This window comes from Shewanella sp. SG44-2, from assembly GCF_014164215.1.
Classification (GTDB): domain Bacteria; phylum Pseudomonadota; class Gammaproteobacteria; order Enterobacterales; family Shewanellaceae; genus Shewanella; species Shewanella frigidimarina.
Map to the genome: position 1 here is coordinate 101057 of NZ_JACJEU010000001.1, position 19981 is coordinate 121037.

The following is a 19981-nucleotide window of genomic DNA, read 5'->3' on the forward strand; positions in this document are numbered from 1 at the left end:
TTTTCGATTACTTACGAGCTGCTTTGAAGGCTTCAGCCATTGCGCTGCTCATTACAACATCGTCTTGCTTGTTCAAAGTAGCGATCGCTTCTTTCTGTTCAGCTTCATCTTTCGCTTTGATAGATAAGCTGATAGAACGGTTCTTACGATCTACACCCATGAACTTAGCTTCGATTGCATCACCAACTGAGTATACAGTAGATGCGTCTTCGATGCGGTCTGCAGAGATGTCAGCTACACGAATGTAACCTTCAACTGTTTCTGCTAATTCAACTGTAACACCTTTTGCGTCAACAGCAGAAACAGTACCGTGAACTACGGTGCCTTTCTTCTTGTCAGCTAAGTATGCGTTGAATGGATCATCTTCAGTTTGCTTAACACCTAGGCTGATGCGCTCACGCTCTGGGTCTACTGAAAGAACTACAGCGTGGATCTCATCGCCTTTCTTGTATTCAGAAACTGCGTCTTCGCCAGTACCGTTCCAAGAAATGTCAGATAAGTGAACAAGACCATCGATTCCACCGTCAAGACCGATAAAGATACCGAAGTCAGTGATTGACTTGATCTTACCAGATACTTTGTCGCCTTTGTTGTAACGAGTTGCGAAGTCATCCCATGGGTTAACTTTACACTGTTTAAGGCCTAGAGAAATACGACGACGTTCTTCATCGATGTCTAATACTAACACTTCAACTTCATCACCTAAGTTAACAACTTTAGATGGGTGAATGTTCTTGTTAGTCCAATCCATTTCAGAAACGTGTACTAAACCTTCAACGCCTTCTTCGATTTCGACGAAGCAACCGTAGTCAGTTAAGTTAGTTACGCGACCAGTAAGCTTAGTGCTTTCTGGGTAGCGCTTGCTGATTTCTAACCATGGATCTTCGCCAAGTTGCTTAAGACCTAGTGATACGCGAGTACGCTCACGGTCATACTTAAGAACTTTAACGTTGATTTCGTCACCAACATTAACGATTTCAGATGGGTGCTTAACACGTTTCCAAGCCATATCAGTGATATGTAAAAGACCGTCAACACCACCTAAGTCTACGAATGCACCGTAGTCAGTAAGGTTTTTAACGATACCTTTAACAGCTTGACCTTCTTGTAGATTCTCAAGAAGAGTATCACGTTCAGCACTGCTTTCAGATTCGATAACTGCACGACGAGAAACAACAACGTTGTTGCGCTTCTGGTCAAGCTTGATAACTTTGAATTCTAATTCTTTGTACTCTAAGTGAGCAGTGTCGCGAACTGGGCGCACGTCAACTAGAGAACCTGGTAAGAAGGCACGGATACCGTTTAATTCAACAGTGAAACCACCTTTAACTTTACCATTGATGATACCGATTACAGTTTCAGCATCTTCGTACGCTTTTTCTAGAACGATCCAAGCTTCATGACGCTTAGCTTTTTCGCGAGACAATTGAGTCTCACCGAAACCATCTTCAACAGAGTCAAGGGCTACGTCAACTTCATCACCTACTTGGATTTCTAAAACGCCTTGTGCGTTTTTGAATTCGTCAGCATTGATTGGGCTTTCAGACTTAAGACCAGCGTCAACAAGTACCATACCGTTTTCGATGGCAACAACTGTACCACGGACGATAGAACCTGGACGGAACTCTAGGGTTTGAAGGGATTGTTCAAATAGATCAGCAAAAGATTCAGTCATGTTTTAGGTTACTTTCATTAAATAAACCACCATCCATCCTAGATGTGGAGTCTAGTAATATTATTCGTGTCATCCTTAACACGAATACCTACTGCACAATAATCGACCATTCGATTATGTAACAGTAATTTTTTGTCCAACATATTCAAGCACTTGCTTCAATACATCTTCAATGCCTATGCCGCTTGTATCAATAACAAGTGCATCATCAGCTGGGACTAGTGGCGAAGCGGCGCGATTGATGTCGCGGTCGTCTCGTTCAATAATTTCAGCTAAAAGGCGATCGATTTTAACATCGAAGCCCTTGTCCTGCAACTGATTATAGCGTCTTTGCGCACGTTCTTCAGCAGACGCAGTTAAAAATATTTTTACTGGTGCTTTAGAAAAAACCACTGTGCCCATATCGCGTCCATCGGCAACAAGTCCTGGAGCGGCGCTAAATGCACGTTGACGACGTAATAATGCCTCACGTACGCGTGGTAATGCCGCCACTTTTGAGGCAGCATTTGAGCATTCTTGTGTGCGAATGGTGGTGGTAACATCTTCACCTTCGAGAATCACTTTAATGGCATCGGCCTCGGTGCCCGTTAAAAATTGAACATCAAGGTGTGCAGCCAATAAGGTCAGTGCTTCTTCGTTTTCTAGCTCAACATCATGATGAATAGCGGCTAAGGCTAAAACACGATAAATCGCACCACTGTCTAACAAATGCCACCCTAAATGTTGTGCCAACAATTGGCATATAGTCCCTTTCCCTGCACCGCTTGGGCCATCTACTGTGATCACTGGAGATCGTTCAGACATAATTTCCTCCGAAAATAATCTATCTTCCTTGAAAAGATAAAGGGTTCATCAAAATAAGCGCGCGCATTGTATAACAAAAAAATGTTAATTACTGATGAATTTTCGGTTATTAAAACCAAGATCGCCCTTTAGTGCATACCTGATGCACTAAAGGGTTCGTTTTAATTTCACGATATAAGATTATTTTGCCAATTGTGTAAATTGTGCAAAGTAATCTGGAAAGGTCTTAGATGTGCAGTCTGGATCGTTAATGGTGATCCCACAATCAGCAAAGGCCATCATTGAAAAACACATTGCCATACGATGATCATTATAGGTATCAATTGCTGCAGTATTGAGTTCTGCAGGTGGTGTGATCGTAATATAGTCATGACCTTCTTCAACTATAGCGCCCACTTTACGTAACTCGGTGGCCATTGCGGCTAAGCGGTCTGTTTCTTTAATGCGCCAGTTGTAGATGTTAGTCAGTTTTGTGGTGCCTGTTGCAAATAAAGCAGCTGTAGCAATGGTCATTGCAGCATCGGGAATATGATTCATGTCCATTTCGATGGCTGTTAACGTAGACTTTCTGGCAATAATGTAATCATCGCCCCACTCTATGTCTGCGCCCATTTGGGCTAATGCATCAGCAAATTTTACATCGCCTTGAATACTTAAGCGGCCAACACCAGTGACTTTAACTTCACCACCTTTAATGGCACCCGCGGCTAAAAAGTACGATGCAGATGAAGCGTCACCTTCAACTAATACTTTACCCGGAGAGACATAGTGCTGACCGGCTTTAATTTCGAAACGTTGATATTGGTGGTTAATCACCTCAACACCGAATTGTTTCATCAGTGCGATGGTAATATCGATATAAGGTTTTGAAACTAACTCACCTTTAATTTTAATATTAACGCTGTCTTTAGTCAGCGGTGCGACCATAAGCAAAGCCGTCAAAAACTGGCTTGATAAATCACCGGCAATTTCAACATCGCCGCCGTTTAGCCCTGTGGCATTTATCGTTAACGGTGGAAAACCATCGTTTTTAAGGTAAGTGACATCTGCACCGAGCTGACGCAGCGCATCAACTAAATCACCAATTGGTCGCTCTTCCATTCGTGGCTCACCCGTTAAGGTAAACTCGCCTTGGCCTAATGTTAATGCTGCGCATAAAGGACGCATTGCCGTACCAGCATTACCTAAAAAGAGGCTTTGAGCGCTAGCGGATGAAATTGGACCTTCGTTTCCTTCAACAACGCATTCGGTTTTGTCTTCACTTAATGTGTATTGAATACCCAATTGTTTAAGCGATGCCAGCATATAGCGAATGTCGTCAGAATCTAACAAGTTTGTAAGTGTAGTGCTACCTCTGGCAAGCGTGGCTAAAAGTAATACACGGTTTGAAATACTTTTAGACCCTGGAATATTAATTTCGCCGTTGATGCAATTAATAGGATTAAGACGCAGTTGCTTCATTCGCTTTCTTCTTTTTTGCTAAAGATTAAGTTCAAGTTAATCTTGATGGAAAACATCACTCATTTATTGCCAGACAGCGTAAATCAAGTGGAACAAATTCATTACAGAATGAAAGGGTTTATCCTCACTAAACAAAAACCATTACAAGCTGATAAAATACGGATTACAGCGCTAATATCAACAACTCACGACCATTAATTGGCCTTTAAATACGGCAACAGTCTAACGAGATTGCCAACAATAACACTTAACACTGTAATGGAGGTCCATTACATCAGATAATCTTACGATATGACAGTATTATTTGCTTGTTACGTTAACTTTCCAAATGAAAAAATCTCAATAAGATATTAATTGAGATTGGGAGCAATTATGGCTTTAACTCTTAGTTTAAAGCGCGTTATGCTTAGTGCAAATAGCTAATATAAGGTTCTATTCATGTTCGATACCCTAAAAGCCTTACCAGCAGATCCTATTTTAGGCCTGCTAACTCAATACCGCGAAGACAGCCACGCAAATAAAGTTGACTTAGGTGTGGGCGTTTATAAAGACCCTGTAGGTCATACGCCAATTTTAGATTGTGTTAAAGCCGCCGAAAAAATTCGTTTAGACACCGAAACAACCAAGGTGTACATCGGCCCGACTGGCTCAGCGTCATTCAACCAACTTATGGGTGAATTAGCTTTTGGTGCTAGCCACAGTGCATTACTGGCTAACCGAGTTCGTACAGTGTCAACCCCTGGCGGAACTGGCGCCCTGCGCGTGGCGGCAGACTTTATTAAACGTTGTAATCCTAATGCGGTGCTATGGGTAAGTGACCCAACATGGGCAAACCACACAGGGTTATTTGAAGCTGCAGGTATTACGGTTAAAACCTATCCGTATTATGACTATGACAGCAAAACACTTAAGTTTGACCAAATGCTGGCAACCTTAAATACCATTGGTAAAGATGACGTAGTGCTTTTACATGCTTGTTGTCATAACCCAAGCGGTATGGATTTAACCACTGAGCAATGGGATGAAGTGGTTAAGGTTACGGTGAAGCAAGGCTTTACACCATTAATTGATATGGCTTACCAAGGTTTTGGTGACGGCGTAGATGAAGATGCTTATGGCGTTCGTCAGATGGCTGCTGCAGTTGAAAGCATGATTTTATGCAGCTCTTGCTCGAAAAACTTTGGTTTATACCGCGAACGTATTGGCGCTTGCTCAATTGTTGCTAAAGATAGCGCAACTGTTGATGTTGCCCAATCGGTATTGTTATACGTAGTGCGCTGCATTTATTCTATGCCGCCAGCACACGGTGCTGCGATTGTTGAGACCATTTTAGGTACCCCAGCCCTCAAACAACAATGGTTAGACGAGCTTAAAGTGATGCGTGACCGAATTAATGGTAACCGGGCAATGTTGGTCAATCAATTAACAGCCAATGGTGTTGACCGTGACTTTAGTTTTATCGCCCGTCAAAAAGGGATGTTCTCATTTTTAGGTGTTAACCCAGAACAAGTGGCAATCCTTAAACAGCAATACAGTGTGTACATGGTCGGCTCAAGCCGTATCAGTATTGCCGGTATTAGTGAAACTAATGTTGATTATTTAGCTAAATCAATTGCGGCAGTGCTATAACCGATACCATTTTGATTTATGGGTAGCTGGTAATATTACGCTATAAACAAGGTCGCTTAATGCGGCCTTGTTTATGTTAAGTCTAAAAAATTGTCTACTTAGCCCCCCTCAAAATAACATAATAATCAGTTATCAAAAATAGCCGTTTGTTATTCCATCTTAACGCCCAAATACCACAATTCGAGTTAGGTGAACTTATCTGCCTTTGCAAATAACAGCGTTAAGTGCAGCCAAATCTAAGCGATGCAATTTATCGAATTGAGCCAATATTGCTAATGCATAATACTGTTATTTCTCGGGTATCTATTAAAGTAATCGCACTGTTAAATATATAGGTGATGGTTGTATACGAATTGAAGCCGCTTGTAGTTTTTAATTTACGCTCATCGGGATACAGCTCCCATAGCATGAACATTATTAACATAATGGCTATGTAGCTGTTTAAATTTTCATAAAAAGAGATAGCCTGACGCTGAAATTAATATATCAACAAAGTGAATCAGCCATGCAAAATGAAGCCATAAGTGTACAAGAGGTCCCCGAGTCAATCGTTGTTTCAGCTACTGGCTGGACACGTCAGGATACCACCTGGATGTTGAGCTTGTTTGGAACCGCAGTTGGCGCTGGAATTTTATTTTTACCGATCAATGCCGGAATGGGAGGTTTTTGGCCATTAGTGTTAATGGCACTCATGATAGGCCCAATGACCTATCTCGCTCACCGTGGATTATCTCGCTTCCTATGCTCATCTGCTATTCCTGGCAGTGACATCACTCAGGTAGTTGAAGAACATTTTGGTGCTGGAGCCGGTAAAGCGATTACTTGGCTGTATTTTTTAGCCATATATCCCATTGTATTAATCTATGGCGTTGGGATAACCAATACCGTCGACAGTTTCATTATTAATCAATTAGGCATGTTTACCGACGTCCCAAGAATGTTACTCGACGGTACGCCTGCACTGACAGAAGCTGGCGGGCAAATCATCGATAAAGTCAGTGGTATTCCACGTTGGCTACTTTCGGGTATGTTAATTTTAGGCATGATGTCGGTGATGGTTGCGGGTGAAAAATTTATGCTCTCCGTGACGCGGTTATTAGTTTATCCGCTCGTCGCAATCCTTGCTTTTATGTCCTTGTACCTTATACCAGACTGGAAGTTTGATGCGCTAATGGTTGTGCCTTCAACAACCAATTTTCTTGGTACTGTTTGGTTAACCATTCCAGTGTTGGTATTTGCCTTTAACCATTCACCCGCTATCTCACAATTCTCGGTTTCTCTCAAAAAAGAACATGGCGCTAATGCTTCCCATAAAGCCGATGTCATCCTCCGCAATACAGCCATTATGTTAGTCGGATTTGTGATGTTGTTTGTGTTCTCCTGTGTTCTGTCACTAACACCGGCGCAGTTATTAGAAGCTAAAGCCGATAACTTACCGATATTGTCTTATCTAGCCAACGTGCATGAAAGTGGCTTTATCAGCTACTTTGCCCCTGTCATTGCTTTCATCGCCATTATTTCATCTTTCTTCGGTCACTACATGGGGGCAACAGAAGGTTTGAAAGGCATCATTATCAAGCAATTACCCGACAGCAGTAAGCCAGAAAATAGCAAAAAACTGGAAAAATTTATCTTAGGATTTATGTTTATGACTACTTGGGGCGTGGCGGTTATGAACCCAAGTATTCTGGGTATGATTGAGGCGCTTGGTGGCCCGGTGATTGCGGCTATTTTATATCTCATGCCAATGTATGCGATATACAAAGTACCGGCACTGAAAGCCTACCGCGGTCGAGTCAGTAACATATTCGTCGTCATTACTGGTTTATTATCTATGACAGCCATTCTATTCGGCTTACTGAGTTAAATAAGATAATTCGAGCGGGCTCACACCCGCTCGAATGATTCATTGAGGCAGAGTTTTGTATAAAGAACTCATTCAAAATGTAGTGTTATGCTTCAACTTCTACAGTTATACATTTATCAAAAAACAAAAACTAGAAGTAGCTCAAAACCTTACTAGTATTATCTTGTTACTATTGAAGCTATATCACCTCCTTCCTTTGAGTTAATTCAGTTAATGTCTTTTTACCAATCCCCAAAAAAAATGTCTGCATTTGATGCTAAGTTTGAAGCACAAAAAATAGCCTTCGCACCGGTAAGCTTTCAAGTCGCTCGTTGCTTAAGTCAATTTAGCATACTCACAAAGGTTGATGACGCCGGAGACGAAGGTATTAGCTTAATTCAACTGATTCAACATGTTGAATTGTCTGAATATGCCATTCACGTATTGCTCGATATGGGATTAAGTATGGGCATTTTTTGGTGTAAAGATGATCGTTATCGACTCGATAAAACGGGTTATTTCTTACTCCATGATGATATGGCCGCAAAAAATCTAAACTTCATCCATGATGTTTGCTATCAAGGCTTGTTTGACCTTGACGATTCACTTAAGCAAGGCAAAGCAATAGGACTTAAACACTTTGGCGATTGGGACACAATTTACCCTGGGCTAAGTCAGCTACCTGAACAAACTAAAAAGAGCTGGTTTGAGTTTGATCATTACTATTCAGATCATGCCTTTGACAGTTTATTACCTTTGATTTTCAAGTCAGATCCGGCTCATATTATTGATGTAGGTGGTAATACCGGTAAATGGGCATTTGCCTGCACCCGCTATAATAAAAACGTCAACGTCACCATTATGGATTTACCCGGTCAACTTGCTGTGGCAATGAAAAATGCCCAAGCATGTTTGGTTGCGGACCGAGTTCATCCGTTTGAAACAGACTTACTTGATAGCAACAAACCTTTTTACCAAGGAGGTGATTTGTATTGGATGAGTCAATTTTTAGATTGTTTTTCTAAACAACAAATCATCACTATTCTCCAGCGCACAGTGGCTGCGATGAAACCTGACAGTGAACTGTGTATTTTAGAGACGTATTGGGACCGACAGCCTCACGAAGCTGGTGCCTATTGCGTTAACGCAACCTCTTTGTATTTTACCGCGATTGCCAATGGCAATAGCCGGATGTATCACAGTAAAGATATGCTTAAAATGATCAATGAGACAGGCTTGTATGTTGATGAAGACATCGACAACATTGGCCTAGGCCATACTTTACTGCGCTGTAAATTAAAGCCGATGAATTAACAGAACGGCAATTCCGTAATAACCAGTGGCATGAGATGTGCGATCAGAAATATAGCGATGAAATACACATTTATTGATGACATAAAAAAGCGAATGCTGCTCGGCATTCGCTTTGTTTTTATTAAGCCGATCTTACGTTAAATAAATAAGCTTTTTAAATTAACTGTGCTTTACGGCAAAGTTATTCATAAAGTCTACTAACGCTTGTACACCCGCAAGTGGCATGGCGTTATAAATACTGGCACGCATTCCACCGACAATACGATGACCTTTTAACGCGACTAAACCCGCCTGCTCTGCTTGTGCTAAAAACTCACTGTCTAGGGCATCATTCACTAGTTGAAAGGTGACATTCATGCGTGAGCGGTTATGAGGAGCCACACCGTTTTTATAAAACGGATTACTGTCGATACAATCATACAGTAACGCAGCTTTTTGTTGGTTCACTTCAGCCATCGCACTTACCCCCCCCTTTGCGGCTAACCATGCAAACACTTCCGAGGCTAGATACCAAGCAAACGTTGGCGGTGTATTAAACATAGAGCCATGCTCAACGGCAACGCGATAATCCATTACTGATGATTGCGGCAGACTTGGTAGTTTAAGCATATCGTCACGCACAATGACAATCGACAAGCCTGACGGGCCAATGTTCTTTTGTGCGCCGGCATAAATAAGACCGTATTTGCTGACATCAATTTCGTGCGACATGATGGTCGATGATAAATCAGCAACAATTGGCCATGGACTGTCTAGCTCTTCAAAAATCTCGATGCCATCTACGGTTTCATTTGAACAGTAATGCACATAACGATAATCTTTATCGATTGCCGTTAAGTCTGGTAATTTAACTTGATAAAGCCCATTGATCTGCTCAACAATATTGATACTGTCAATATTGTGCTCGCTTACCAATTTCTTCGCTTCAGTTACTGCAGCCGATGACCACTGACCACTGACCAAATAAAGTGCCTGACCATTATCGCCAAGAAAGTTATTCACCACGTTAGAAAATTGAGCCCGGCCACCACCGTGCATAAATAACACGTGGTAATTAGCAGGAATGTTCATCAACTTGCGTAATGTCACCTCTGCTTGATCGGTCAACGCAATAAACTCTTTACTGCGATGACTGATTTCCATCACGGAGACGCCTAGGCCATTCCAATCAATTAATTCCTGTTGTGCTTTTTGCATTACAGCTTGAGGTAACATGGCAGGTCCAGCACAGAAATTATAAATCGCGCTCACAGACAACTCCTTTGACAAATAATCAATATAGACAATAACAATTTAACCGTAATAGTAAGTATTTTACGGGTTGATGAATAGGCCTTTATTTACCTATTTTGATGAAATTTATTCCGTAAAATAAAACGGGCGCCATTAAGGCGCCCGTTCGAGGATATCGACAACAAAAGTAATCTACTACTCTTGTTCGTCATCTCCGGTTTTGGCTTCATCTGGATCTGTTGCTTCAACATCGTCAGTTGACTCAGCATCTGTCACTTCAGCATCGATAACATCGCTTACTGGAATAACATTGCCTTCTTCGTCTAACAGCTCTTCAGTTTGAATTTCTTCAATACGTTGCAAACCAACGACTTTCTCGTCTTCTGCGGTACGGATGATGGTCACACCTTGAGTGTTACGACCAATAATGGATACGCCTTCAGCAGGAGTACGCACTAAGGTGCCTTTATTACTGATCAACATGATTTCGTCAAAAGTACCCACTTGAACAGCACCGACTACTTCACCGTTACGTTCACTGACTTTAATCGACACAACACCTTTAGTACCGCGGCTCTTCGCTGGGTATTCACTTAGCTCTGTACGTTTACCGTAACCATTTTCAGTTACGGTTAAAATTGCACCGTCACCTTTAGGCACAATTAACGACACCACTTTTTGGCCCGCATCAAGCTTAATACCACGAACACCGGTAGCAGTACGACCCATAGGGCGCAGTGCAATGATTTCTTCGCCAGTTTCAGCATCTATCTTCACTTCACCGGTTTCAGAATCACGCGCTTTCTCATTAAAGCGAACCACTTTACCTTCGTTAGAGAACAACATAATGTCGTCACTACCTTCAGTAATATCAACGCCAATTAATTGGTCGCCGTCTTTTAGGTTCACAGCAATAATGCCGTTTGCACGAGGGTTACTATATGCTGTTAATGCTGTTTTCTTCACGGTACCGTGTGCTGTTGCCATGATGATATATTTATCATCTGCATACTCACGTACCGGTAGAATGGCAGTAATGTGCTCACCGTCAGATAGTGGTAATAAGTTAACAATTGGACGACCACGGGCAGTACGACTTGCCAATGGTAATTGATACACTTTTAGCCAGTACATCTTACCAAAGTCAGAGAAACACAAGATGGTGTCATGGGTGTTTGCCACCAATAACTTTTCTACAAAGTCTTCATCTTTTACTTTAGTTGCGGCTTTACCTTTACCACCACGACGCTGCGCTTGGTAATCAGACAGTACTTGGTATTTCGCATAACCTAAGTGAGACAAGGTCACTACAACGTCTTCTTCATTGATTAAGTCTTCAAGACTCATATCAATTTCATTAGCGTTAATAATGGTGCGACGTTCATCACCGTATTGCTCAAGTATTTCTTCAAGTTCTTCTTTAATCACTTCCATCAAACGAGATGGAGTACGAAGAATGAATAACAAACCTGCAATCAGAACTAAAAGCTCTTCATATTCAGCTAAAATCTTGTCATGTTCTAGACCGGTTAAACGGTGCAGACGTAATTCCAAAATCGCTTGTGCTTGTTGCTCAGTTAAATAGTACTGACCGTCACGGATACCGAACTCAGGCTCTAACCATTCAGGGCGTGCAGCGTCATCACCAGCTTTTTCAAGCATGCCTTGTACATGACCTAATTCCCAACCTTGTGCAACCAATTTTGCTTTGGCTTCAGCAGGTGTAGGAGAGGCTTTAATAAGCGCAATAATAGGGTCGATGTTAGCCAATGCAATGGCAAGTGCTTCAAGAACATGAGCACGTTCGCGGGCTTTACGCAGTTCAAATACAGTACGGCGCGTGACCACTTCACGACGGTGAAGAATAAAACACTCCAGCATTTCTTTAAGGTTAAACAATTTAGGCTGACCGTTAGTCAATGCCACCATGTTGATACCAAAAGAACACTGCATTTGTGTTTGAGAATATAAGTTGTTTAGTACAACCTCACCCACTTCACCACGTTTGATTTCAATAACAATACGCATACCGTCTTTGTCAGACTCATCGCGTAGGCCACTGATACCTTCTAATTTTTTATCTTTAACAAGCTCAGCAATTTTTTCAATCAAACGGGCTTTGTTAACTTGATATGGAATTTCATGAACAATAATACGTTCACGACCATTCTCTTCAGTTTCAATTTCCGCTTTAGAGCGCATGATAGCGCGTCCACGGCCAGTGTTATAAGCATCGATAATGCCTTTGCGACCGTTTATTGAAGCTGCCGTTGGAAAATCTGGACCTGGAATGTATTCCATTAACTGTTCAATCGATAAACTTGGATCTTCGATTAACGCCAAACAGCCTTTCACTACTTCTGTTAAGTTGTGAGGTGGAATGTTAGTGGCCATACCAACCGCAATACCTGATGAACCATTGATTAATAGGTTCGGTACACGTGTTGGTAACACCGCAGGGATCATTTCGGTGCCATCGTAGTTAGGCACAAAATCCACAGTTTCTTTTTCAAGGTCGGCTAATAATGAATGCGCCAACTTTTGCATGCGGATTTCGGTATAACGCATCGCCGCTGCCGAGTCACCGTCGACCGAACCAAAGTTTCCTTGTCCGTCAATCAATGTGTAGCGTAGCGAGAACGGTTGCGCCATACGTACAATTGTATCGTATACAGCTGTATCACCGTGTGGGTGATATTTACCAATTACGTCACCAACGACACGAGCGGATTTCTTATATGGTTTGTTCCAATCGTTTTTTAATTCGCTCATTGCGAACAATACTCGACGGTGAACTGGTTTTAAACCGTCACGGACGTCAGGTAAAGCACGACCTACAATTACACTCATTGCGTAATCAAGGTAAGAATTCTTAAGTTCGTCTTCGATGTTAATTGGCGAAATAGATGATGCCAGATCAGTCATAAACTGCGCGTTCCCCTAAAGTGAGCTGACAATAAAACTTCCATATTATTATCTAGCTTAAAAACGTGATTTGGCATTCTAACACAGATATTTAATGTCGCCAGAGCAAAGACCAGCCAAATGCTCTATCACTCTTAAAAATTATAAAAAAGCTAATATTTTCAGCTAATTTAGTTTATTCATTGGCTAATATATGACTAAATTTAAGCAACAATAACCGTTAACTTGCTGATGCTTTAAGCAGTTGATAGCACAAAATGACAATTCACCTCGCTTAAATGGATGTTTTATGAGCAAGCGTGAACCGCAAAAGCCATTGTTAACTACTATTCGCAAAGGTTATCGCTATAATAGCGACCATACTTTATTACACACTTAGGTTAAGTTATGTCACACGCTGAACAATCGACACCCAATGTTGATCCGCTAGAGATCGCAAAATTTGAAGCCATGGCGCAAACTTGGTGGGATCTCAATGGCGAGTTCAAGCCATTACATTTACTTAATCCACTGCGCTTAAACTACATTGACCAAACCGCTGATGGTATTTTTGACAAGAAAGTACTTGATGTTGGCTGTGGTGGCGGCATTTTGTCAGAAAGTATGGCGCGCCTTGGCGCCCACGTTGACGGTATTGATATGGGCAACGAACCGCTTGAAGTAGCAAAACTACATGCCTTAGAGTCTGGTGTTACGGTTAATTATCTCAAAACAACAGCCGAAGCACATCGCGATAACCACCGTGAATATTATGATGTGGTTACTTGCATGGAAATGCTCGAACATGTACCCGATCCACAATCGGTGATTCAAGCCTGTTGTGACATGGTTAAACCTAACGGTTTTGTGTTTTTCTCAACCATAAACCGTAATATGATGTCTTATTTACAGACGATTATCGGCGCAGAGTATTTATTAAAAATGCTGCCAGTTGGCACTCACGATCACAGCAAATTTATTCGCCCATCGGAACTGATGGCATTGGTCGATAACACCGACTTATTGTGTAAAGATGCGCTGGGAATTACCTACAATCCATTGTCAGGTGTGTTTAAGTACACTAAAAGTGTCGATGTAAACTATATGATAGCCACTCAAAAAATTGATTGATCATCCAGGTGATTCTTTTCAACATTTCAACGTGAATGCAGCACAATAGCGTTATGTTGTACTAATAACGCTATAAAGGGCTTGCACTGTCTATTGTTATTTTATCTCGTTAGGAGCTAGCCCTTGCATAAACAAGATATAAAAGGAGTGCTGTTCGATTTAGACGGTACCTTAGCCGATACAGCCCCAGATTTAGTGCAGGCATTGAACCTCAGCTTGGATGAAGCCGGTTTTAACGTCCAACCGCTTGATTTGATGCGCCATGCAGCATCACATGGCAGCTTATATTTAGTCAAAACGGCCATTCCAGATGCCGATGAACAAGTACAAATCACCATCCAGCAAGCGCTACTTCAGCATTATGCCCGTATTAATGGTGACAACAGCCGTTTATTTGATGACTTACCTGAACTGTTGTCTTTATTTGATGCCCAATCGATTCCTTATGGTGTCGTGACCAATAAGCCAGCTCGATTTGCCAGGCCATTAGTGGAAAAGCTTGGTTTAACTCATAAATTGAAAACCATGATCAGTGGTGATAGCACCCGCCACTCTAAACCTCATACCGCACCAATGCTGTTAGCAGCACAACAAATTGCCATTGCTCCTCAAAGTATCTTATATCTAGGCGATGCCGAACGCGACTTAGTCGCCGCCCATAATGCCAGTATGTTAGGCGGCGTTGCTTTATGGGGTTATTTATCTGCGACAGATAAACCTGACACATGGCCAGCAGGCAGACAATTTGAACATGGTGCCTCACTAAAGCATTTCTTCACTGAGTAATGACACTATTTGGGCATCAAGTTAGCGGGATATTTTGGGTAAATGAACAAAGCATGAGTGAAGTTTAACGGGTCTTATTCGGCTTAAATGAACAGTTAACCGCCGCCAATTTCCACCCGATCAAAACCAACAAAAGATCAACCAATAAACAGTGCATTTTTTTTGATCGCTGTTTATTTTAGCGATCAAATCTTTCTCATTTGATGGATTAAAAAATATCATTTATCAAAAACTCTTTATGAATTTGGGCTCTAGGGTTAGTTGTCACTAACCCTGCCGTTTATCCTCAAGTTATCCACAAGAAGTTAATGAAATTGTGGCTTGCAATAAACCTCAAACCTCACTATCTTGTATCTTAGATTTTAAATAACACCATATCTTGTGTGTGGCTAACAATCAAAACACTACTCCACGACGTTCCAAAGGATGTAGCTGCTAACTGAACGTACTGGTGTTTAACTACCACGTTGTGAGTACATCAGGTTGATTGTTTTAACATGGAATTGTTTTGTAACTGGTTCGGATCGAATCAAGCAGCACTGCATCCAACAACAGATCACATGATTAGATATAGAACCAAGGCCTCTCTTCAATGAATAGCAATATGACAGTCACTAAACGCAGTGGCGAACGTGAATCTATCGATTTAGATAAAATTCATCGCGTGATCACTTGGGCAGCCAAGGGATTAAAAAACGTCTCAGTATCTGAAGTAGAACTTCGATCTCATCTGCAGTTTTTTGATGGCATTCCAACAGAAGCCATTCATGAAACGATCATCAAAGCCGCTGCTGACTTGATCTCTCCTGAGTCACCTGATTACCAATTTGTGGCTGCCCGCTTAGCGGTGTTCCATTTACGTAAAAAAGCATTTGGTCAATTTGAGCCACCAACATTATATGACCATGTCACCAAGTTAGTTGAAATTGGTAAATATGACATGCATATCATGGCTGACTACAGCCGTGAAGAATTAGACATCCTCGACACTTATATCGATCACTGGCGTGACTTGAACTTCTCTTATGCCGCGGTAAAGCAACTTGAAGGTAAATACCTAGTTCAAAACCGTGTAACGCATGAAGTGTACGAAAGCGCCCAGTTTTTATATATTTTAGTGGCTGCATGTTTGTTTGCCCGTTACCCAAAAGAAATCCGTTTGAAGTACATTAAAGACTTCTATGACGCGACGTCTCTGTTTAAGATTTCTTTACCAACGCCAATCATGGCCGGTGTGCGTACACCTACACGTCAGTTCAGCTCATGTGTGTTGATTGAGTGTGATGACAGCTTGGATTCAATCAATGCGACGGCATCGTCTATCGTTAAATACGTTAGCCAACGTGCTGGTATTGGTATTAACGCTGGTCGTATTCGAGCCCTTGGTAGCCCTATTCGTGGCGGTGAAGCTTTCCACACTGGTTGTTTACCTTTTTATAAGTATTTCCAAACTGCGGTGAAGTCTTGTTCTCAAGGCGGCGTACGTGGCGGCGCAGCAACCCTTTTCTATCCTTTATGGCATCTAGAAGTTGAATCGCTACTAGTCCTTAAAAACAACCGTGGTGTTGACGACAACCGTGTACGTCATCTTGACTACGGTGTGCAGTTAAACAAATTAATGTACCAACGTTTGATTAAAGGCGAATACATCAGTTTATTCAGCCCATCAGACGTGCCAGGTCTTTACGATGCATTCTTTGAAGATCAAGCTGAGTTTGAACGTTTATACCTTCAGTATGAGCAAGACAGCAATATCCGCAAAAAACAAATTAAAGCGGTTGAACTGTTTTCATTGATGATGCAAGAACGTGCTTCTACTGGCCGTATCTACATTCAAAACGTCGATCACTGTAATACTCACAGCCCGTTTGACTCTAAAGTTGCGCCAATTAAGCAATCTAACTTATGTTTAGAAATTGCTTTGCCAACTAAGCCACTGACTAATATTGATGATCCTGACGGTGAAATCGCGTTATGTACCTTGTCAGCACTTAACTTAGGCGCAATTAAAGATTTATCTGAACTTGAGCCATTAGCTGATTTAGCCGTACGTGCCCTAGATAACTTACTTGATTACCAAGATTACCCAATCAAAGCCGCGCAAACGAGTTCAATGAACCGTCGTACCTTAGGTATTGGTGTGATTAACTTTGCTAACTACTTAGCTAAAAACGGTAAAAAGTATTCAGACGGTTCAGCCAATAACTTAACTCATAAGACCTTTGAAGCAATTCAGTTTTATTTACTGAAAGCGTCAATGAACTTAGCTAAAGAGCAAGGTGCATGTCCGTTATTCCACGAGACTACGTATTCGAAAGGTATTTTACCTATCGATACTTACAAGCGTGATTTAGACAAGATTTGTGACGAGCCATTGCACATGGATTGGGAAAGCTTGCGTAGCGACATTAAGCAGTACGGTTTACGTAACTCAACCTTGTCTGCGCTAATGCCGTCTGAAACCTCATCGCAAATTTCAAATGCGACCAATGGTATCGAGCCTCCACGCGGCTTAATCAGCGTTAAAGCCAGTAAAGATGGTCAGTTAAAGCAAGTCGTTCCTGATTTTGAATTGCTCAAAGATAAGTACGAACTACTGTGGAATATGCCAAACAACGATGGTTATATCCAACTTGTTGGTTTAATGCAGAAGTTTATCGACCAAGCTATTTCGGCCAACACCAATTATGATCCTAGCCGTTTTGAAGGCGGTCGTGTACCGATGCAAACGTTGTTAAAAGACTTGTTAAGCGTATACAAACTGGGCATTAAAACATTGTATTATCATAATACTCGCGACGGTGCTTCGGATCAGTTTGACGACATTATTGCTGTCGAAGAAGAAGACGATGGCTGTGGTGGCGGTGCGTGTAAGATATAATCATCACTTTATCTATATTTAGCGGGGGCCTTCCCCGCTTTTTGAAAAATGCGTTTTCAGGACACCTAAATAATGGCTTACTCAACATTTTGTCAAACACCTAACGATTCGACTAAAGAACCGATGTTTTTCGGTCAATCGGTTAATGTGGCACGCTACGATCAACAGAAATATGAAGTCTTTGAAAAACTAATTGAAAAGCAATTATCGTTTTTCTGGCGTCCAGAAGAAGTTGATGTCAGCCGTGACAAAATTGATTTCGGTAATTTACCTGAACATGAACAACATATTTTCTTATCAAATCTGAAATACCAAACCTTGCTAGACTCAATTCAAGGCCGCTCGCCGAATGTGGCATTTTTGCCTTTGGTATCGCTACCTGAATTGGAAACGTGGATTGAAACATGGTCGTTTTCTGAAACCATTCACTCGCGTTCGTACACTCACATTATTCGGAATATTGTTAATAATCCATCTTTAGTATTTGACGATATTGTACAAAATGACGAAATCTTAAAGCGTGCCGGTGATATTGCCGCTTATTACGATGACTTGATTAACCTCACCCAGATTAATAACTTGCTAGGTGAAGGAACGCACATTATTAACGGTAAAGAAATCACCGTTAATTCACGTATTCTTAAAAAGTCATTATATTTGTGCATGATGTCAGTTAATGCCTTAGAAGCGATTCGCTTCTATGTCAGTTTTGCTTGTTCGTTTGCCTTTGCAGAGCGCCGTGTTATGGAAGGTAATGCTAAAATTATTCGCTTAATTGCCCGTGATGAAGCATTACACCTCAATAGTACACAACACATTTTAGCTCTGATGCAGGGTGGTAAAGACGACCCAGAAATGGGAGAAATTGCTGCTGAGTGTAAGCAAGAAGCGTATGACTTATTCGTCAAAGCGGCGGAACAAGAAAAAGAATGGGCCAAGTACTTATTCAAAGACGGTTCGATGATTGGCTTAAATGAACAGATTTTATGCCAGTACGTTGAGTTTATTACTAACCAACGGATGAAGTCAGTTCACTTACCTCAACCTTATGATGAACAATCGAATCCACTACCGTGGATGAAAAACTGGTTAGAAAGTGATGCAGTACAAGTTGCCCCACAAGAAGTAGAAGTATCATCTTATCTTGTTGGTCAAATTGATTCTTCTGTTGATGGCGATGAGTTTTTAGATTTTGACCTATAAAAAACTTTTCAAAAAAGCCCCAATTGTAAGCTTGAAAGGACAGCCGGTTATTTTATTTGACGGCCAACATTCAAGCTTATTAGAAGCGCTTGAGTCGAAAAAAGTGAAAGTGTTTTCAGAGTGTCGTAATGGATTTTGCGGCGCGTGTAAAACCACAGTGATATCAGGAGAAGTTAAATACTTCTCCGAGCCACTAGCTGAACTTAAATCAGATGAATGTCTGCCCTGTTGTTGTGTGCCTGAGGGGGATTTAAATCTCAAACTATCAACTGAAGGTGTGCAAGTGGTGGCTAAACGTCAATATGCCTCAACCAATGACACTCATAAGCAAACAACTGCGTTAACCCAACAATTACAGACTAACAGCCCTAAACTTGCCCACGAACGTTAACTTATTGTCCCGTTAACACCCTTCTAGATATTCAAAGCAATACTTAACAACACGCGTTTACCCGTCTCAATCTTAGTCACGCTATGCTCATATTTATCTGGACGAAATAAATACACTCGCCCCCATAAGTTCATGATGCATTTCGCACACAGAAACACCCCACCGACTTTAGGTTGCACAAGGACAAAATTGAGTTTGTAATAGCGGCCTTGTTGTACCGGATCGATATGGGCCATCACTCGGTGATGAGTATGGTAAGTCACCAGGTTTATCGACAATATCCGACTGCTAAAAATGGCTTTATTGATTACCTTGGCCATGGTATCTCCAATGGGAACATCAGCAGCAAATTATACCTATTCGATATAAATTTGTGGGCATATTCACCAGCCAAAATCATATAATATAGACGACAAGATTCCATCATGTTAGCCATCGAGCTTATGTCGCAGAGGTATCGTTAGATAGGTTGTAAAAAATGAAGTCTATTGAAGAGCTTACAGGGCTAATAGTAAGGTATCGGGAGCAATTGTTTAGTCATTATTGACTAGAGCTAATAATGGCTATGACGAGTGTGGATAATGGCTAATGTTAAAATAACTAGCATAAATAATGATGAGTCAGCCGCCCATAACGAGTAAATGAATTCACTATTGTGTCTATTCATTCATTGTAATCATATTGTGTGAACTAGCCTCATTGACGCGTCAATGAGGCTAGTGA

At 41.4% G+C, this 19981-nt stretch carries 15 protein-coding genes; 9 read left to right on the forward strand and 6 right to left on the reverse strand.

Annotated features, from left to right (window positions below):
* Positions 1-7: 7 nt before the first annotated feature.
* From rpsA to aroA, 3 genes are all read right to left on the reverse strand, one after another.
* The gene (rpsA, locus tag H5181_RS00405; protein WP_011637579.1) at positions 8-1675 is read right to left on the reverse strand and encodes a 30S ribosomal protein S1; all 1668 of its coding nucleotides are present in this window, start codon (positions 1673-1675) and stop codon (positions 8-10) included.
* Positions 1676-1789: 114 nt separating this feature from the next.
* A complete protein-coding gene (gene cmk, locus H5181_RS00410) occupies positions 1790-2479 on the reverse strand; it encodes a (d)CMP kinase (RefSeq protein ID WP_102037008.1) in 690 nt (229 codons plus the stop codon).
* A 180-nt stretch (positions 2480-2659) separates the two neighbouring features.
* On the reverse strand, positions 2660-3940 hold the full coding sequence (aroA, locus tag H5181_RS00415; protein ID WP_123883812.1) for a 3-phosphoshikimate 1-carboxyvinyltransferase: 1281 nt from the start codon (positions 3938-3940) through the stop codon (positions 2660-2662).
* Positions 3941-3985: 45 nt separating this feature from the next.
* Between aroA and H5181_RS00420 the strand changes: the two genes are divergently transcribed.
* The 4 genes from H5181_RS00420 to H5181_RS00435 all read left to right on the forward strand — a co-directional run bounded on the left by H5181_RS00420 (position 3986) and on the right by H5181_RS00435 (position 8729).
* Positions 3986-4138 carry a hypothetical protein gene (locus tag H5181_RS00420; RefSeq protein ID WP_182749787.1) on the forward strand — a complete coding sequence of 51 codons (153 nt, stop codon included), beginning with the start codon at positions 3986-3988 and terminating at the stop codon, positions 4136-4138.
* 240 nt (positions 4139-4378) lie between these two features.
* Complete coding sequence (locus tag H5181_RS00425; RefSeq protein WP_011637582.1) at positions 4379-5569, forward strand: amino acid aminotransferase; 1191 nt, start codon at positions 4379-4381, stop codon at positions 5567-5569.
* Positions 5570-6074: 505 nt separating this feature from the next.
* On the forward strand, positions 6075-7436 hold the full coding sequence (locus H5181_RS00430; protein ID WP_182749789.1) for an aromatic amino acid transport family protein: 1362 nt from the start codon (positions 6075-6077) through the stop codon (positions 7434-7436).
* Between the two features lie 213 nt (positions 7437-7649).
* Positions 7650-8729 carry a methyltransferase gene (locus tag H5181_RS00435; RefSeq protein ID WP_182749791.1) on the forward strand — a complete coding sequence of 360 codons (1080 nt, stop codon included), beginning with the start codon at positions 7650-7652 and terminating at the stop codon, positions 8727-8729.
* A gap of 159 nt (positions 8730-8888) precedes the next feature.
* On the opposite strand, the gene serC is transcribed toward H5181_RS00435, so the two are convergent.
* Together serC and gyrA are read right to left on the reverse strand one after the other, a co-directional pair.
* On the reverse strand, positions 8889-9980 hold the full coding sequence (gene serC / locus H5181_RS00440) for a 3-phosphoserine/phosphohydroxythreonine transaminase (protein WP_182749794.1): 1092 nt from the start codon (positions 9978-9980) through the stop codon (positions 8889-8891).
* A gap of 177 nt (positions 9981-10157) precedes the next feature.
* Positions 10158-12887 carry a DNA gyrase subunit A gene (gene gyrA, locus H5181_RS00445; RefSeq protein WP_011637586.1) on the reverse strand — a complete coding sequence of 910 codons (2730 nt, stop codon included), beginning with the start codon at positions 12885-12887 and terminating at the stop codon, positions 10158-10160.
* Between the two features lie 387 nt (positions 12888-13274).
* Here gyrA and ubiG point away from each other — a divergent pair, with 387 nt between their 5' ends.
* The 5 genes from ubiG (at position 13275) to yfaE (ending at position 19258) form a co-directional block, all read left to right on the forward strand.
* Entirely contained in the window at positions 13275-13997 is a 723-nt protein-coding gene (gene ubiG, locus H5181_RS00450; protein WP_182749796.1) for a bifunctional 2-polyprenyl-6-hydroxyphenol methylase/3-demethylubiquinol 3-O-methyltransferase UbiG, read from the forward strand.
* A gap of 123 nt (positions 13998-14120) precedes the next feature.
* The gene (locus H5181_RS00455; protein WP_102035937.1) at positions 14121-14783 is read left to right on the forward strand and encodes an HAD family hydrolase; all 663 of its coding nucleotides are present in this window, start codon (positions 14121-14123) and stop codon (positions 14781-14783) included.
* Between the two features lie 592 nt (positions 14784-15375).
* Positions 15376-17664: a class 1a ribonucleoside-diphosphate reductase subunit alpha gene (gene nrdA / locus H5181_RS00460; protein WP_011637589.1), complete on the forward strand. Its 2289-nt coding sequence runs from the start codon at positions 15376-15378 to the stop codon at positions 17662-17664.
* A 72-nt stretch (positions 17665-17736) separates the two neighbouring features.
* Complete coding sequence (gene nrdB / locus H5181_RS00465) at positions 17737-18867, forward strand: class Ia ribonucleoside-diphosphate reductase subunit beta (RefSeq protein WP_011637590.1); 1131 nt, start codon at positions 17737-17739, stop codon at positions 18865-18867.
* Complete coding sequence (gene yfaE / locus H5181_RS00470; protein ID WP_102035938.1) at positions 18857-19258, forward strand: class I ribonucleotide reductase maintenance protein YfaE; 402 nt, start codon at positions 18857-18859, stop codon at positions 19256-19258. Before nrdB ends, yfaE begins: the two co-directional genes overlap by 11 nt.
* Positions 19259-19281: 23 nt before the next feature.
* Here the strand turns inward: yfaE and H5181_RS00475 are convergent, their stop codons facing one another.
* On the reverse strand, positions 19282-19578 hold the full coding sequence (locus H5181_RS00475) for a hypothetical protein (RefSeq protein WP_102035939.1): 297 nt from the start codon (positions 19576-19578) through the stop codon (positions 19282-19284).
* Between the last annotated feature and the right edge of the window lie 403 nt (positions 19579-19981).